This is a genomic window from Nocardioides xinjiangensis (assembly GCF_017916385.1).
GTDB lineage: Bacteria > Actinomycetota > Actinomycetes > Propionibacteriales > Nocardioidaceae > Nocardioides > Nocardioides xinjiangensis.
Map to the genome: position 1 here is coordinate 339,258 of NZ_JAFMSW010000002.1, position 16,770 is coordinate 356,027.

Sequence of the window (16,770 nt, forward strand, 5' to 3'; positions counted from 1 at the left end):
GCGGACGACCGCAGCGGTCAGGCGGCCGAGGCGACCACGTCGCCGGCGCGGCGCGCGGCTGCGAGCGGCGTGCGGGCCACGGCCACCTGCTCCAGCGCCGTCTCCTCGAGGGCGACGGCGTCGGCGACGTCACGCAGGACGTCGGACAGCGGCAGGTCCATCGCCTGGCACAGCGACGCCAGCAGCTCCGACGACGCCTCCTTCTGGCCCCGCTCGATCTCGGAGATGTAGCCCAGGCTGACCCGGGCCTCCGCGGAGAGCTCGCGCAGTGTCATCCCGCGCTGCATCCGCGCACCGCGCAGCACGTCGCCGAGCAGTCGCCGGAAGAGCACCATGCGCGAGGTCCTGTCTCTCGAGAAGCGGTTCGAGGAGGTCGTCTGCCCCAACGCTACCGGAGTGCCCCTTCTTCCCGGTCGGATACCTCCACTTCACCCGAGGAGGTGGTGGAGCGCCGCGAGCACCGACCGGCACGTGGCCTGCCGGACGGCGAGGCGGTCCCCGTCGAGGGCGAGGAGCTCGGCGTCGACGCGGGTGGGGCCCGCGACCGCGATCCACACGGTGCCCGGCGGTCGGCCCTCCTGCTCGTCCGGACCGGCGACGCCCGTCGTCGCCAGGCCCCACGTGGCCTCGAGGCGGGTGCGCACGCCCTGTGCCATCGCGACCGCGCACTCGCGCGAGATCACGCCGTGCTCCGCCACGAGCTGCTCCGGGACGTCGAGCACGGACACCTTGACGCGGGTCGCGTAGGACACGACGCCGCCGACGAAGCTGCGCGAGGCACCCGGCACGTCGGTCAGCCGGGACGCCAGGAGCCCGCCGGTCAGCGACTCCGCCGTGGCGAGCGTCTCGCCGCGGCGTGCGAGCGCGTCGAGCACGCGCGCCTCGAGATCCTCCGACCACACGTCGGCGAGACTAGCCGCATGGCACTCCCCATCGAGGACTACGCCCTGATCGGCGACAGCGGGACGGCGGCGCTGGTCGGCCGCGACGGGTCCATCGACTGGCTCTGCCTGCCGAGGTTCGACTCGCCGGCGTGCTTCGCCGCCCTCCTCGGCACGGAGGAGCACGGCCGCTGGCTGCTCGCACCCGCCGACGAGGTGGTGGCCACCAGCCGCCGCTACGTCGACGGCACCGCGCTGCTGGAGACGACGTTCACCACCCGGGACGGCGAGGTCGTGCTGCTGGACCTGATGCCGACGGGCGACGGCCGGGCCGACGTCGTACGCCGCCTCACCTGCACGCGGGGGACGGTACGGATCCGTCACGACTGGGTGGTGCGCACCGACTACGGCGAGGTGCGGCCGTGGGTCAGCCGCGAGCGCGTCCACGGCAACGACGTCGTGGTCGCCGTCGCCGGACCCGACAAGCTCATCCTGCGCGGGCCGCGCCTGCCGCGCGGGCACCGCGGGCACCACAGCGACGAGTTCGAGCTCGCCGCCGGCGACGAGGTGACGTTCTCCACCACGTGGGTGCGGTCGTGGCGGGAGGTGCCCGAGCCGCTGAGCTTCGACGAGCGGATCGAGGCCACGGCGGCGGAGCAGCAGGGCTGGACCTCCCGCGCGCCGAGCACCCTGCCCTACGCCGACATGGTGCGGCGCAGCTTGATGACCCTGCTCCTGATGACCCACGCCGAGACGGGCGGGATCGTGGCGGCGCCGACGACGTCGCTGCCCGAGGACTTCGGCGGTGCCCGCAACTGGGACTACCGGTTCTGCTGGCTGCGCGACGCGGCCCTCACCCTCGAGTCGCTGCTCGGTGCGGGATACGTCGACGAGGCGCAGCGGTGGCGCGAGTGGCTGCTGCGGGCCGTGGCCGGTGACCCGGCCGACCTGCAGATCATGTACACCGTCGACGGCGGTCGGCACCTCCCCGAGCACGAGCTGGCGCACCTCCCGGGCTACGCGGGGAGCACGCCGGTGCGCATCGGCAACGGTGCGGTCTCGCAGCGCCAGAACGACGTCCTCGGCGAGGTGATGCTGGCGCTCGAGCTGGCCCGGCGCGCGGGACTCGAGGAGACCCGCAACTCGTGGGCCCTGCAGCGGGCGCTCGTGGACGAGCTCGGCGACCACTGGGACGAGCCGGACAACGGCCTGTGGGAGATCCGCGGCCCCCAGCGCCACTTCACCCACTCGCGCGTGATGGTGTGGGTGGCCTTCGACCGCGCGGTCCGCGCGATCGAGGAGCACGGCCTGGACGGCCCGCTCGAGCGCTGGCGCGACCTGCGCGACCGGGTGCGCGAGGAGGTCCTCGACAAGGGCTTCGACGACGAGCGCGGCACCTTCACGCAGCACTACGACACCCGCGAGGTGGACGCGTCGCTGCTGACCATCCCGCTGGTCGGCTTCCTGCCGGGCGACGACCCGCGGGTGCTGGGCACGATCGACGCCGTCGTCGCGGACCTCATGCGCGACGGCCTGCTGCTGCGCTACCGCACGCAGAGCGGGGTCGACGGGCTCCCCGGCGACGAGCACCCGTTCCTGGCGTGCTCCTTCTGGCTCGTCTCGGCGCTGGCCGCGGCCGGGCGACGCGACGAGGCGGCCGCGCTCATGGACCGGCTGTGCGGCCTGGCGAACGACGTCGGGCTGCTCTCGGAGGAGTACGACGCCGCGCACGGGCGGATGGCCGGGAACTTCCCCCAGGCCTTCAGCCACCTCACGCTCGTGCAGGCGGCCCTCGCCCTGCGGTGAGCAGGTGGAGGGCCGCCGCGGGCTCGCTGGCATGCGACACGGCGGAGGCCCGGCCATCGCGGACGATGACCGGGCCTCCGGGTGCTGCTGGCCGAGCAGGTGGTGCTGCCCGGGGTGGTGCCGGCGGTGGTGCCGGCCGAGCTCAGGTCACCTGCGGCGGCGCACCTTGATCTCGACGACCTTGCGCACCCGCTCGAGCGCGTTGGTGCCGTTGAAGGTGACCTTGGCGTTGTAGGTGCGGGCCTTCTTGAACGCCCGCAGCTTCACCTTGGCGACGCCGTCCTCGACCTTCGTGCGGTAGGTCTTGCCCGCCACGCGGACCTTGACCCATCCGTCCACGTCGGCCACGTGGGCCGCCTTGACCTTGATGCGCAGCCGCACCTGGGTCTTGCCGACCTTGGCCTTGCCGGCCCTCGGGAACGCACGCACGCTCATCCGCGGCTCGCCCTTGACCACGGCCCGGGCGATGGTGGTGCCGCTCGGCTGGGCGATGATCCGCAGCTCCTTGCCCGCACGGACGGTGAACGACACGGTGCTCTCGCCGCCCACCACGGCGGTGGTGCCGAAGACCTTGCTCGACCCGTCCCGACGCACCTTGACCAGCTCGAGCTTGGTGTTGGCCGGGATCCCGAGGGAGGTGATGTCGAGCTTCTCGAAGCTGATCTTGGTTTTCTCGCCGGCCACGTAGCTGTTCTTCAGGCCGCTGGCGTAGATCTGGCGCTTCACGGGCGAGGGCGACTTGACCTGGCCGTTGCGGAAGAACGAGTCGATCCAGAGGTCGCGGTCCACGGCGCCGGTGTCGATGGCCTTGCCCTCCTTGAAGGCGCCGAAGTTGTCGCCGCCCTGGGCGAGGAAGCTGAACGTCGACACGGTGTAGGTCTTGGCCGGGTCGACCAGCTGTCCGTCGACGGTGATCGACACGACCCTGTCGCCGACCGGGCGGGAGGCGTCGAGGATCGTCTGCACGTTCCTGGACACGCCGAGGTGCAGGAACGGGTTGCTCGCGGTCGAGGGTTGCCACTGCTGCTCGAAGATCTTCTTGAGCGTCGCGCCGGTCACGTCGACGTAGCTGACGTTGTTGACGAACGGGAGGACCGCGTTGGCCTCCTCGAACGTCACCACGCCGTCGGTGTTCTCGGGGCTGGTGGAGAGGTCGCCCTTGTAGAGCAGGTCCGCCCGCAGCCCACCGGGGTTGGTGATGCCGATGGTCGGCGTCTTCGCCACCGCGGGGATCTTGACGTCACGAAGCGCGTCGGCCACGAGGTTGCCGATGGTCGACTCCGCCTTGCGGTCCTCCTGCACGCCGGGTGCCACCGGGTCGGAGTCGGCCCGGGTGATGTCCGCCGAGATCCTGCCCACGGCGCGGTCGCCCACCACGTTCGCGGCGGCGAGGGCGGCCTTGACGATCGCGTCGACGGCAGCGACGCGAGGCCGCGTGAGGTCGGCCGCGGTGGCCCGCGGGACCAGGGCCGCGGTCACCGCGCTGACCGTGTTGGTGTCGGTGTCGATGGTCATCGACACCTTGCCGAGGCTGGCGCCGTACGCCTCGGTCTGCACGACCGGGCGCGAGCCGTTGTAGGCGTAGGGCTGGTGGCTGTGACCGTTGTAGATCACGTCGACGGCGGCGACGGTGTCCTGCGTCAGGTGGCGGAACACCGCGGACGCCGCCTCCTGCTGCGCCTGGGTCGCAGCCGCCTGCGACTGCGGGCCGCCCTCGTGGTAGTTGGCGACGGTGGCGTCGCAGTCGACGCCGGCCGACTGCAGGCGCGCGACCTCCTGGTTGACGGCGGCGACCGGGTCGGTGAACCGCAGTCCGGCGATGCCTCCGGGCGACACCAGCGACGGCGTCTCCTGGGTCACGGCGCCGATGACGCACACGTTGGCACCGCCGAGGGTGATCTGCGTCGAGGCGGGCAGGACCGGGTTGCCGGCAGCGTCCAGCACGTTCGCGCCGAGGTAGGGGAAGGACGCCTGCGGGTACGCCGTCCCGTCGGGGGCCGTGCCCCCACCGTCGACGACGTGCGACTTGAACCAGGGCCAGCCCTTGTCGAACTCGTGGTTGCCCACCACGCTCACGTCGAGGTCGAGCGCGTTGAGGACGTCGATGGTCGGCTTGTCGTCGTTGAACGCTGACGCGAAGAGCGAGGCTCCGATGTTGTCACCGGCCGAGAGCACCATCGTGCTGGCGTCCCGGTTCTGCTCGATGGTCGTCGCCCACCTGGTGGTGTTGTTGTCGATGCGACCGTGGAAGTCGTTGAAGTTGAGGATCGTGACGGGGACGGCGGCGGCGGTCGCCGGAGCGGCGGTCGCCACGACCGCGAGGGGTGCTGCGAGCAGCCCCGTCAGCGTGGTCGCGAGAGCGAGCTTGCGACCGGTTCGTGATGCTGGCACGAGTGGGCCTTTCCTTGAATGGCGGGGTGAATCGGGTCACCTTAACCCGACCCGGAGGGGTCGTTCGGGGCCTCGTCCCGGTACGTCGGGGAGGCGGAGACGGCCCGGCCAGCCGGTCGGAGGGCCGGGCCGTCTCGTTCGATCCAGGGGATGCGAGGGCGCTCGTTCAGCGCCGCCGCACCGTGATGGTCACGCGGGCCTTGTCGCCCGCCGTCCTTCGGTTCCCGGCGTAGGAGACCGTCGCCTTGTAGGTGCCCGGCCTCGTGAACGCCTGCACCCTGACCGCGGCCTTGCCCGCGCGGAGCGCGGCCCGGTAGGTCTTCTGGCCGATCGTCACGGTGACCTTGCCGCGCGGGGTCACGCCCCTCGCGGACACGGCCACCTTGACCGTGGTTCGCACGCCCGCCACGACCGGCGTGCGCTTCACCTTCGCCCGGACCTTCGACACCGCCTTCTTGACCTTGACGCGGACCGTGCCGGTCGCCGCCTTGTGGGTGGCGTCGCCCGAGTAGGTGAGCGTCAGCGAGTGGGTGCCGACGGGCAGCGACTTGGCGGGCAGGGTCACGGTGCCCCGGCCCGACGCGAGGGAGGCCGTGCCCAGGACAGTCGAGCCCCGCGACACCTTGACGGTGCCGGACGCCGTCGCCGGGGCCACCTCGACCGAGACGGAACCCTTGGAGCCGTACGCGATCCTGCGCGCCGTGCCCGTCACGGAGGTTGCGACTTGCGCGACCGGGGCCGTGAGCCGCAGCCCGAGGATCACCGGGTCGTGGTCGGAGGACCGGTACGGACCGTCGGCGTGGAAGTCGGTCGCGTGGTAGTTCCAGCGGCTGTACTCCAGCGCCAGCGACTCACCGGCGTTGATGTTCCAGATGTCCGTGCCGGTGGACCGCTCGAGCGCGGGACCGTTCACCAGGATGTGGTCGAGGGAGCCGGACAGCCCGGAGAACGAGTACGAGAACTCGCCGTTGTCGAAGTGGCGCTCGACGTTGGTGAACCCGGCGCCGTAGAGGATCCGCAGCGGGTCCTCCATGGTGTAGGAGTTGAAGTCGCCGCCGAGGACGACGGACTGCACACCGGTCTCGGCCTGCAGGCCGGCGACCCAGTCGCGCAGGGCGGTCGCCTGCAGCACGCGCGAGCCGTTGGACGCGCTCTGGCCGTCACCGGTGTCGGCGTCGCCCGGGTTCGGCCCGGCCGAGCCCTTGGACTTGAAGTGGTTGACGACGAACAGGAACGGCTCGCCGCCCGCGTCGGCCTTGAAGACCTGGCCCAGGGGCTCACGGGCGTTGTCGAAGGCCTCGCCGGCGTCGCTCAGGGTGCCGAGCGCGCGGGACTGGCCCACGCGGTCGACGCTGGCGGGCTTGTAGATGATGGCGCTGGTGATGACGTCCATCCCGCCGTCGGGCAGCTCGGTCGAGGACGGGTTGGCCGCCCAGGTGCCGGCACCCGCGTCGGCGTTCAGCGCCGCCACGAGGCTGTTGGTGGCCTCGTCGGGCGTCTCCCCGAGCGTCCGGGAGTTCTCGATCTCCATGAGGCCCACGACGTCCGCGTCGAGCTTGTTGATCGCGGACACGATCTTGGACTGCTGGCGCTCGAAGTCCTCGGGGTCCCACGCGCCGCGCTGCTCGCAGCCGCCGTTCACCGTGGCGCCGTCACCGGCCCGGTCCCGGAACGGGGTGCAGCCGCCGTCGCCCACGTTGTCGTCGTCCGCGTCACCCAGGGTCGTGAAGTAGTTGAGCACGTTGAACGAGGCGATCTTGAGGTCGGCGGTGCCGGTCTCGTTGATGAGGGCCTCGTCGGGAGCAGCGGTCCGGGTGTCCTCGAAGGTGGCCGGGCTCTCGGCGTTGTCGGGGCCCGTCACCGTGACCAGCGGCTGGAACCGGTAGGTCGGCGCGCTCGGCGAACCGCCCTGGGTGAAGATCACGTCGTCGACGAACGTCGCCCGGGCGCCGACGCGCACGGGCTCGATGGTCGAGACGTAGGGCGGCGTCAGGTGGCCGTTCAGCAGGCAGCCGGACGGCCGCGGGCTGCACTCGGTCGCGTTGCCGGTGAGGAGGAAGTTGGTCGACGCGCCGTCGTCCAGCACGACCGACCGGGCGGCGTTGTCGGCCTCCACGGCGCTCGCCGCGGCCGGACCGGGCAGCTCGACCTCGGTGCGCTGGATCAGCGGCCTGTCGCCGGCCGCGAGGCCGACCTCTCCGAAGTTGTTGGTCGAGAACGTGTTGGTGACGGTGAAGGCGCCCGTGGGGCGGTAGCGCATCCCCTCGAGGGACTCCTTCTCCGCGGCGGAACGCGGCCACGTCGCCGTGGTCGTCGTGACGACCGGCGGGACGTCCTGGTCCACGACGGTGATGTCGCCGGGCTGCACCTGCACCTGCGTGGCGCCGGCGAACTCGGTCACCCGCCCGCGCACCTCGACGTACGAGCCGGGGGTCGCGGTGACGGTGCCGCTGGCCTGGCGGACGAACAGGCCGTCGGAGGCGGTGTGCGCCGTGAGGTCGATGTCGGCCGCACCGGAGCCGGGAGTCTGGATGTTGAACCCGAAGAACCCGCCCCGGGGGTAGACGGCCGTGACGATGCCGCGGGTGGTCACCGTGGTGCCCACGAGCGGTGAGGTGGCGCCCGTGCCCTGGACCTGGTCGATGGCGACGACGCCTGCCGGGTTCACCGTGATGTCGAAGGTGGTGCTGCCCTGCGCGGCCTCCGCGTCGGTGGCGGTCACCGTCACCTCGAAGACGCCCGGCGTGGTCGGCGTACCGGTGACCTGCCCGGCCTCCGTGCCGGTGCTCGTGATCGAGAGCCCGGCGGGAAGGCCCGTGGCCGTCCACGTGTACGGGGCCTTGCCCGTGGCGGTCACCGTGAAGGGCGTGATCGGCTCGTTGACGGTGACGGACTTGTCCGACACGGTTGCGACGGTGGGGCCGGCGGTGCCGGCCGCGGACTTCGTCGGGGTCGGAGTCGCCGGTGCGGCGAAGTCGGTCCGGTTGTTGTCACCATCGACCGACGTGGTGCGCGAGGTCGACGTGGTCGTCGACAGCGCGGTGCCGGTGTTGTCGGTCTCGGAGGAAGTGGCGGTGCCGTAGCCGACGAAGTCCACCACGTTGGTGACGGTGTGCATGCTCGTCCCGAGGGCAGTCACGGCCGTCGTGCCGTCGGCCAGGATCACCTGGCCGCTGCTGCCCGACATGTTGAGGAACGTCGTGGTGGCCTCGAAGTCGGGCGTCGGCAGCTCGGATCCGCCACACACGGCGCCGCCGGTGCAGCTGGTGCGGCTCGAGGTCTGCACGAGGAAGGTGCTCTTGGGGGGCACCGAGGCGTCGGGAAGCGCGAGGACGCTGACGCTTCCGCCGGCGGCGAAGGTACCGCTCCGGTACTGGAGGCTCAGCCCGTTGGTCGGCAGCGCCGACGACGTGGGGTTGTAGAGCTCGACGAAGTCGACCTTGTAGGAGGCCGACGTCGAGGTCGACCCACCGCCGCCGTAGACCTCGTTGATGATCAAGCCGCTGCTGGCGGCGTCTGCAGGAGCCATCGCTCCGAGGATGGCCAGGGGCGCCGCAAGAACCCCGGCAGCGGTCGCCGCAGCCGTGAAGCGACGCCCGAATCGTGAAGCTGACACAGGAAGACCTTTCGAAGGGCGGGTGAGCCGGGTCACTGTAACCCCGGGACCGCCCTTCAGGACCCTTCGCAGGGAGGCATTGCCTGAACGCTGCGTGACGACTCCGCGTCAGTGCTGCGCGGCCCGCTGGCGGCGCACCTCGCGGACGAACTCCCATCCCGACCACAGCGTCATCGCGACGGCGCCCGCGAGCAGCAGCTGGCTGGCGTAGAAGAGGACCTCGCCGAGCGGGCCGGGCCAGAAGTCGAAGGCGCCCCCGTGGGCGTCGCCGTGGGGCAGCGGCCAGGTCAGGCCCGACAGCGCGATGGCCTGCAGGACGGTCTTGATCTTGCCGCTCCGGGCCGCCGGGATCACGATCTGCTTGAGCACCGACAGGCGCAGCAGGGTGACGCTCCACTCGCGCAGCAGCACCACGACCGTCACCCACCACCAGATGTCGCCCACGACCGACAGGCCGATGAAGGCCATGCCGGTGATCGCCTTGTCGGCGATGGGGTCGGCGATCTTGCCGAAGTCGGTGACCAGCCCGTGCTTGCGGGCGAGGTCGCCGTCGATCTTGTCGGTGATCATCGCGACGGCGAAGAGCGCGAACGCCACCCAGCGCCAGAGCGGGTCGTTGCCACCGTCGTGCAGCAGGGCCCAGCCGAAGAAGGGCACCATCACGATGCGGAGGGTGGTGAGCAGGTTGGGCACGTTGAAGTTGGACACCGTGCGCGGCTCGGTGCCGGCCTGGTCGTGGGTCATGCGCGCGCTCCGTCCGCTCGGGCGATCAGGTCCACCCCGTCTGTACCCGTGACCACGGCGGTCAACAGGTCGCCCACCCGGGCGTCCTCGGCGCCGGTCACCAGCGTCGTCCCGTCGACCTCCGGACCCTGGTGGGCGGCGCGGCCCTCGACGGCGCCGTCCTCGACGGACTCGACGAGGACGACGACCGCCTCGCCGATGCGCTCCTCGGCCCGCTGGGCGTTCAGCTCCTCGACGAGGCCGGTGACGTGCTCGGTGCGGGCGCGGATCTCGTCGTCGTCGAGCTTGAGGTCCTCGGCGAAGCCGGCCGCCTCGGTGCCGTCCTCGTCGGAGTAGCCGAACACGCCGGTCACGTCCATGCGCGCCGCCTCGAGGAAGTCGCACAGCACCTCGAGGTCGTCCTCGGTCTCGCCGGGGAAGCCGACGATCACGTTGGACCGCACGCCGGCCAGCGGCGCGAGCGACCGGATCCGCTCGAGCAGGTCGAGGAAGCTGTCGGGGTCGCCGAAGCGGCGCATCCGGCGCAGCACCGGGGCGCTGGCGTGCTGGAAGGACAGGTCGAAGTAGGGCACGACGCCGGGCGTGGCCGCGAGCGCCTCGATGAGCCCGGGCCGGGTCTCGGCCGGCTGCAGGTAGGAGACGCGGACGCGCTCGATGCCGTCGATGCCGGCGAGCTCGGGCAGCATCGTCTCGAGCAGCCGGAGGTCGCCGAGGTCCTTGCCGTAGGACGTGGAGTTCTCGCTGACGAGGAACAGCTCGCGCACGCCCTGCGTGGCCAGCCACTGCGCCTCCTGGAGCACGTCGCTGGGACGGCGGCTCACGAAGGAGCCGCGGAAGCTCGGGATGGCGCAGAACGAGCAGCGGCGGTCGCAGCCGCTGGCCAGCTTGAGCGGCGCCATCGGTCCGGCGTCGAGGCGGCGGCGCACGGCGCGGGGCCCGGTGGCCGGGGCGCCCGCACCGATGTCGCTCACGTCGACGGCGACCGCCTGGTGACCCGGCACCGAGATCGCGGCGGCGCTGCGCTCGACCGGCGAGATCGGCAGCAGGCGGCGCCGGTCGGAGGGCGTGTGCGGGTGGTGGACCTCCCCCGCCACGATCGCGCGCAGCCGGGACGCGATGTCGGGGTAGTCGTCGAAGCCGAGCACCGCGTCGGCCTCGGGCAGCGACTCCGCGAGGTCCTTGCCGTACCGCTCGGCGAGGCACCCGACGGCCACCACGGCCTGCGCCCGGCCACCGTGGCCCGCGGACTCCTTGAGGTCGGCGGCCTCGAGCAGGGTGTCGACCGAGTCCTTCTTGGCGGCCTCGACGAAGCCGCACGTGTTCACCACGACCGTGTCGGCGTCCTCCGGGTCCTGGACGAGGACGAAGCCGCCCGCCTCGAGGCGTCCGGCGAGCTCCTCGGAGTCCACCTCGTTGCGCGCGCAGCCGAGGGTCACGACCGCCACCTGCAGCGGTTCGGCGGGTGCGGCGGGCGGGGTCTCGAGGTCGGTCGTGGTCATCGCACCGTGAGTATGCCGCGTCCGGGCGACCCGACGCGCACCGCCGAGGCGGTGAGGCGGCTCACGTGGACGCCCCGGCGTCCCCGGTCGACGGCTCCATGGAGCTCCTGACGGCCCGCCAGACGTCGTCGCCGCGGTCGTGCCCGCCCAGGCCACGCGTGACGAACGCCGCCCCGTACCCGGCGGCGGGCTCGGTCCAGGCCGAGCACCCGCCCGCGCCGCCCATGCCGATCTCGAGCCGACCGTCCTCCTCGTCGCGCTGGAAGCCGAGCGTCCACACGACGTCGCGGTCGAGGACCAGGTCGTGGCCGGTCGCCGCGGGGCCGAGGTACGCCCGCCACAGCTCGGGCCCCAGGCGCTGGGCCACGAGCCCGTCGGGGCGGGCGACGTCGTCGTAGCAGCGGGCCAGGCCCAGGGCCGAGGCGTGCAGGGCGATCGCGGGGAACGACGTGCGCCGGAAGCGGGACGAGTTGAGGACCTGCGGGTCGAGCAGCCCACGCGGGCGCCCCAGGGCCGGCCCCCAGCGCGGGTCGCGCACGTAGTCGGAGCGCCAGGTCGGCAACACCTCCTCGACCGTGGCCACGCGGTCGAGGTCGTCGTCGGCCACCCGCAGGTGGAGGTCCCAGCCGGCGGCCGCGGCGATGCGGCCGAAGCGCTCGGCCAGCTCCTCACCCGTCGCGCGTCGCAGCACCTCGTCGAGGAGGTGGCCGTAGGTGAGCGCGTGCTCGGCGACACCCGTGCCGGGCTCGTGGACCGGCGTGGCGCGGGCGAGGAGGCCGACCAGCGCCTCGCGGTCGTCGTACGCGACCTCGTCCGCCTCCGGGCCGAAGGCCGGCAGCCCCGCCTGGTGCAACAGCAGGTGCCGGATCGTCGTGCCGGCCTTCCCCGCCGCGCCGTACTCCGGCCACCACGCCACGACCGGGTCGTCGAGCGCGAACGCCCCCTCCGACACGGCGTCGAGCACCGTGAGGGCGGCGAACGGCTTCGCCACCGAGTAGGTCATCACCAGGGTGTCGGACGACCACGCGCGGCTGCCGTCGGAGGTGCCCGCCGCATGGTCCACCTCCACGATCCCGTCACGCACGACCGCCACGGCGCAGCCGGGGTCGCGACCCGACGCCACGAGCGCGTCGAGCGCCGCTGCGGGATCGAGTTCCATGGGCGCAACGATGCCACGCGCTCCCGGACCACGGCGGCGGGGAGTCGGGTGCGCACCTGTGCAGCGGACAGGGCGCGGAGGGTCCGCGACCGCGTCCGTCAGTCGGCGACGAAGGTGCCCTGGCCGGGCACACCCCGCTCCCCCACCGGGCGTGCCTCGCCGCCGGCAAGCGAGACCGTGACGGCGCCGTCGGTGGACTGCACGCGCACCGGTGGCGACGCCTCGAGCTCGCGGGTCTGCCCGGCGGCCAGGTTGCCCTTGAAGACGATCTCCCCCGCCCCGTCGCGCACGACCACCTGCGCGCCGCCGGAGGCCGCGTCGACGACGACCGGCACCGGCTCGGCCGGCGGAGCGTTCCCGCCGCCCTGCGGGCCGCCGGAGCCGTTGAGGACCGGGGTGGCCCCGCGCAGCTCGGGCGGGGTGTCCATCACGAGGCGCGCGATCGACCAGGCCAGCACCAGGGCCATCACGACCGCCACCAGCACCGACCAGTTCGGTCCGCCCCGGGTGCCGCGGATGGAGCCGTGCGCGCCGGTGGCCAGCTCGGCCTCGAAGACCCGACGCGGGTTGATCGGGGCGTGGGCATAGCGCTCGTCGTAGGAGGCCAGCAGCGGCGCCACGTCGATGCCCAGCACGCGGGCCAGCGTCCGCAGGTGGCCGCGCGCGTAGAAGTCGCCGCCACAGGGCTCGAAGTCGTCGACCTCGACGGCCTCGATGACGTGGGGGCGGATCCGGGTGCGCTCGGCGAGCTGGTCGACGCTGAGGCCGAGACGGGTGCGGGCGGCAGCGAGCTCGGGGCCGACGACCGGGTCCTCGGCGGGCTCGACCTCGAAGTCGTCGAGCACCAGCGGCTCGACGGGCTCACCGGGCCGGGCGATGGCGCGGACGCGGTCGCCCCACGACTGGGTCTCCTCGACCAGGCTCACCCGGCCGGGACGGCGCAGCTCGCGACCCTCGAGCTCGTCCTGCTCGGCCTCGACCTCGCGGCGGACCTCCGAGCGTCGCGCGGCGCCGGCCTCCCGGAGCGCGGCCGGAGTCGGGCTCGCGACGACCGGCGGGTCGACGTGCGTGACCGCTGCGGCGCCCGCGGCCTCCCCGGCAGCCGTGGCGTCCCCGGCCGTCGCGGCCTCCGGGACCTCGGCGACCTCCGCTGCTGCGTCGGACTCCTCCTCGCTCGACCGCTCGAGCACCACGATCCGGGTGGCGTCGCGCGCGACCCGGCCGAGCGCCTCGGTGAGGTCGCCGTCGGCACCGGTGACGCGCGTGGTCAGGCCGAGCGGGACGGCGAACGGGGCGCCGTGCAGCAGGCGGGAGACACGCGCGTGCCGCCTCCCGGCGCCCGTCAGCTCCGACTCCACCAGCTCGGGGTTGTGCGGCACGACGGCGAGCCTGCCGTCGCGCAGCAGGCCCTGCCGGGGCGTGTGCTCGACGTGGTGGACGGCCGTCCACGGCAGGCCGCGCCACGTCCGGCCCAGGCGGATCCTGACGCCCTGGGCGTCGGCGACGAGCAGGGGCGTCCGGGCGTCGACGAGGCCGGCGAGCCAGTAGGCGCCGAGCAGCCCCATCGCGACCACGAACGCCCAGTCGAGCGCGGAGCCGGACTGGGCGGCCCGGCCGAGGTAGGCGATGGCGACGGCCGAGGCGGTCAGGCCGACTCCCGCCGCGACGCCGGCGTGACGGCGTACCTCCACCGCGTCGGGGGTGAGGGCCAGGCCCTCGTGCCCGTCGGTCCCGGACCGTGCGTCCGGCTCGACCTGCTCGTGCTCGGCGTGCTGGTCGGTCTCGTGCACTGCTGCGGCGCCCATCAGGCTCCCCCCTCCAACGTGGCGATCACGGAATCGAGCTCGTCCGGCTTGACCAGGACGTCGCGGGCCTTGGAGCCCTCGCTGGGCCCGACGACCCCGCGGCTCTCCAGGATGTCCATCAGCCGGCCGGCCTTCGCGAAGCCGACGCGCAGCTTGCGCTGCAGCATCGACGTCGAGCCGAACTGCGTGGAGACGACGAGCTCGATGGCCTGCACCACGAGCTCCATGTCGTCGCCGATGTCGTCGTCGAGCTCGCGCTTGGACTGCTGCGGCGCGGTGACGTCCTCGACGTAGGTCGGCTCGAGCTGGTCCTTGCAGTGCCTGACGACCCTGGCGATCTCCGCCTCGCTGACCCACGACCCCTGGATGCGGGCGGGCTTCGACGAGCCCATCGGAAGGAACAGCCCGTCACCTTGGCCGACGAGCTTCTCGGCGCCGGGCTGGTCGAGGATGACGCGGCTGTCGGCGAGCGAGGAGGTCGCGAAGGCGAGGCGCGACGGCACGTTGGCCTTGATGAGGCCCGTCACGACGTCGACCGACGGGCGCTGGGTCGCGAGCACCAGGTGGATGCCGGCGGCACGGGCGAGCTGGGTGATGCGCACCACGGCGTCCTCGACGTCGCGCGGCGCGACCATCATCAGGTCGGCGAGCTCGTCGACGATGACCAGGAGGTAGGGGTACGGCGACAGCACGCGCTCGCTGCCGGCCGGCACCTCCACCTTCCCGGCGCGCACCGCCTTGTTGAAGTCGTCGACGTGGCGGAAGCCGAAGTTCGCGAGGTCGTCGTAGCGCATGTCCATCTCGCGCACGACCCACGCGAGAGCCTCGGCCGCCTTCTTGGGGTTGGTGATGATTGGCGTGATCAGGTGCGGGACGCCCTCGTAGGCGTTCAGCTCCACGCGCTTGGGGTCGACCATGATCATCCGCACCTCGTCGGGCGTGGCCCGCATGAGGATCGAGGTGATCATCGAGTTGATGAAGCTCGACTTTCCGGAGCCGGTGGCGCCCGCGACGAGCAGGTGCGGCATCTTCGCGAGGTTGGCGACGACGAAGCCGCCCTCGACGTCCTTGCCGAGCCCCGCCACCATCGGGTGGTGGTCGGACCGGGCGGTGCTCGAGCGGAGCACGTCGCCGAGGGAGACGATCTCCTTGTCGATGTTGGGGATCTCGATGCCGATCGCGGACTTGCCGGGGATCGGGCTGAGGATGCGGACGTCGGCCGAGGCCACGGCGTAGGCGATGTTCTTCGACAGCGCGGTGACCTTCTCGACCTTCACCGCCGGGCCGAGCTCGACCTCGTAGCGGGTGACAGTCGGGCCGCGGGTGTAGCCGGTGACGGCGGCGTCGATCCCGAACTCCTCCATGACCTGCATCAGCCGCTCGACGACCGCGTCGCTGGCCTTGGACCGCGCCTTGTGCGGTGAGCCCGGCTTGAGCGAGGAGTTGTCGGGCAGGGAGTAAGTGATGTCCCCGGACAGCGCGAGCTGCTCCACCCGGGCGGGCAGCGGCGTGTGCGGCGGCGGCTCGAGCGGGCCGGTGTCGTCCTTGCCGGCGCCGGCGGCACCACCCGCAACGGCGCCCGCGGCGACCGCGGGCGTGACCTCGGTCGGTGCCTCGTCGGGGTCGGCGAAGAGGTCGATGCCGTAGTCCTCCGGCTCGCCGTCGACCTCGGCGACGGCCTTCCTCCTCCGTCGCTTCGTGAGCTCGCGGTCCGCGAGGACGGGGCTGTCGTAGGCGGGGTCGCCCATGTCGGGGTCCAGGCCGTCGGGGTCCTGGTCAAGCATGGAGCGACGGCGGGTGCGGACCGGCTTGGTCGCCTCGTCCTCCGGTGCCGTCCCGGCCGGCGTGCGACCCAGGGCCCTGTCGCGCAGCGCCGCGAGGCGTGCGGGGACCTGGTAGACGGGCGTGGCGGTGATGATGAGGATCCCGAAGACCGCCAGCAGGGCCAGCAGCGGCACGACGACGTACGGCGTCTGCATGAGGTCGAGCAGCAAGCTCGCGGTCACGTAGCCGACGGCGCCGCCGGCGCCCTGGAGGTTCGTGGCGTCGCCGAGCACCGGCTGCGGGTTGCCGTTGGCGATGTGGACGATGCCGAGCAGGCCGAGGGCGAAGGCGCTCCAGCCGATGACCTGGCGCCCGGCAGGGCCGTTGCGCTCGGGGTCGCGCAGCGTGCGCCAGCCGGCCCAGACGAGGAACAGCGGGACGAACCAGCCCACCTTGCCGACGGCGCCGGCCGTCACCGAGCGCGCGAAGTCCATGGTGCCGCCGGGCAGCTGCCACCACACGGCTGCCGCGACGACCGTGGCGAGCCCGAAGAGGAACAGGCCCACCCCGTCACGGCGGTGCTCGGGGTCGAGGTCGCGGGCCGACTGGCCGATCGACCGGGCGACCGCGCCCAGCGCGTGCGCGATGCCGAGCCACACGGCGGCCACCCCGCGGCCCAGCGTGCCGAAGCCGCGCGAGACCGGACCGGGGCCGTTGCGCACGGCCCGCGGCGCGGGGCGGCGGGCGGGCGCGCCGGAGCGGCTCCGGCCCTTCGCTGCACCGGAACGTGGGGCGGGGCGCTTGCTGGTACTCCGTGATCGGGTGCTCGAACCCTTGGTCCTGCTGGTGGATCCTGACGTGCTCGAGCTCCGCGACCCCGGCGGGGAAGACGTACGGGTCGCCATGCTGCGACCCTACGGCCACGCCCCACCAGTCACACGGATCACAGGACTGCGTGTCGCCGGAAGAGGCGCAGACGGCCCCGCCCACCCTTGGGGGGTCGATTGGGACGATCCGCCGCTTTCCCCTTCCCAACGCTAGGACGTCCTCCTTATTGTGACCCGGGTCACCCGGGCGTCTCTGGTCCCGGGTGCGTCTCGGATTC

10 protein-coding genes are annotated in these 16,770 nt (G+C 72.7%); 1 reads left to right on the plus strand and 9 read right to left on the minus strand.

The genetic code is table 11. The features are described from left to right. Window positions 1-17: 17 nt before the first annotated feature. Window positions 18-335 carry a helix-turn-helix domain-containing protein gene (locus J3P32_RS16465; protein WP_210441227.1) on the minus strand — a complete coding sequence of 106 codons (318 nt, stop codon included), beginning with the start codon at window positions 333-335 and terminating at the stop codon, window positions 18-20. 93 nt (window positions 336-428) lie between these two features. Further along, window positions 429-902: a CinA family protein gene (locus J3P32_RS16470; RefSeq protein WP_210441228.1), complete on the minus strand. Its 474-nt coding sequence runs from the start codon at window positions 900-902 to the stop codon at window positions 429-431. A gap of 18 nt (window positions 903-920) precedes the next feature. Here J3P32_RS16470 and J3P32_RS16475 point away from each other — a divergent pair, with 18 nt between their 5' ends. Then, window positions 921-2,687, plus strand: a complete 1,767-nt coding sequence (locus J3P32_RS16475) for a glycoside hydrolase family 15 protein (RefSeq protein WP_210441229.1) — start codon at window positions 921-923, stop codon at window positions 2,685-2,687. A 147-nt stretch (window positions 2,688-2,834) separates the two neighbouring features. Here the strand turns inward: J3P32_RS16475 and J3P32_RS18600 are convergent, their stop codons facing one another. The 7 genes from J3P32_RS18600 to J3P32_RS16510 form a co-directional block, all read right to left on the minus strand. After that, window positions 2,835-5,078: a bifunctional metallophosphatase/5'-nucleotidase gene (locus J3P32_RS18600; RefSeq protein ID WP_210441230.1), complete on the minus strand. Its 2,244-nt coding sequence runs from the start codon at window positions 5,076-5,078 to the stop codon at window positions 2,835-2,837. 166 nt (window positions 5,079-5,244) lie between these two features. Continuing rightward, the gene (locus tag J3P32_RS16485; protein ID WP_210441231.1) at window positions 5,245-8,607 is read right to left on the minus strand and encodes an ExeM/NucH family extracellular endonuclease; all 3,363 of its coding nucleotides are present in this window, start codon (window positions 8,605-8,607) and stop codon (window positions 5,245-5,247) included. Window positions 8,608-8,802: 195 nt separating this feature from the next. Then, entirely contained in the window at window positions 8,803-9,438 is a 636-nt protein-coding gene (pgsA, locus tag J3P32_RS16490; protein ID WP_210441232.1) for a CDP-diacylglycerol--glycerol-3-phosphate 3-phosphatidyltransferase, read from the minus strand. Beyond that, the gene (rimO, locus tag J3P32_RS16495; protein WP_210441640.1) at window positions 9,435-10,889 is read right to left on the minus strand and encodes a 30S ribosomal protein S12 methylthiotransferase RimO; all 1,455 of its coding nucleotides are present in this window, start codon (window positions 10,887-10,889) and stop codon (window positions 9,435-9,437) included. The genes pgsA and rimO overlap by 4 nt, the downstream gene beginning before the upstream one ends. A 109-nt stretch (window positions 10,890-10,998) precedes the next feature. Beyond that, window positions 10,999-12,096: a serine hydrolase domain-containing protein gene (locus J3P32_RS16500; RefSeq protein ID WP_210441233.1), complete on the minus strand. Its 1,098-nt coding sequence runs from the start codon at window positions 12,094-12,096 to the stop codon at window positions 10,999-11,001. Between the two features lie 98 nt (window positions 12,097-12,194). Beyond that, window positions 12,195-13,901, minus strand: coding sequence for a helix-turn-helix domain-containing protein (locus J3P32_RS16505; protein ID WP_210441235.1), 1,707 nt, complete (start codon window positions 13,899-13,901; stop codon window positions 12,195-12,197). Further along, window positions 13,901-16,570 carry an FtsK/SpoIIIE family DNA translocase gene (locus J3P32_RS16510; protein WP_210441237.1) on the minus strand — a complete coding sequence of 890 codons (2,670 nt, stop codon included), beginning with the start codon at window positions 16,568-16,570 and terminating at the stop codon, window positions 13,901-13,903. Before J3P32_RS16510 ends, J3P32_RS16505 begins: the two co-directional genes overlap by 1 nt. Window positions 16,571-16,770: the final 200 nt, after the last annotated feature.

Excerpts from the sequence above, each read along its gene's own strand:
- pgsA (WP_210441232.1), bottom strand. The coding sequence starts at position 9,438 with ATGACCCACGACCAGGCCGGCACCGAGCCGCGCACGGTGTCCAACTTC.
- J3P32_RS16500 (WP_210441233.1), bottom strand. The coding sequence starts at position 12,096 with ATGGAACTCGATCCCGCAGCGGCGCTCGACGCGCTCGTGGCGTCGGGT.
- J3P32_RS16510 (WP_210441237.1), bottom strand. The coding sequence starts at position 16,570 with ATGGCGACCCGTACGTCTTCCCCGCCGGGGTCGCGGAGCTCGAGCACG.
- J3P32_RS16475 (WP_210441229.1), top strand. The coding sequence starts at position 921 with ATGGCACTCCCCATCGAGGACTACGCCCTGATCGGCGACAGCGGGACG.
- J3P32_RS16465 (WP_210441227.1), bottom strand. The coding sequence starts at position 335 with ATGGTGCTCTTCCGGCGACTGCTCGGCGACGTGCTGCGCGGTGCGCGG.
- J3P32_RS16485 (WP_210441231.1), bottom strand. The coding sequence starts at position 8,607 with ATGGCTCCTGCAGACGCCGCCAGCAGCGGCTTGATCATCAACGAGGTC.
- J3P32_RS16505 (WP_210441235.1), bottom strand. The coding sequence starts at position 13,901 with ATGGGCGCCGCAGCAGTGCACGAGACCGACCAGCACGCCGAGCACGAG.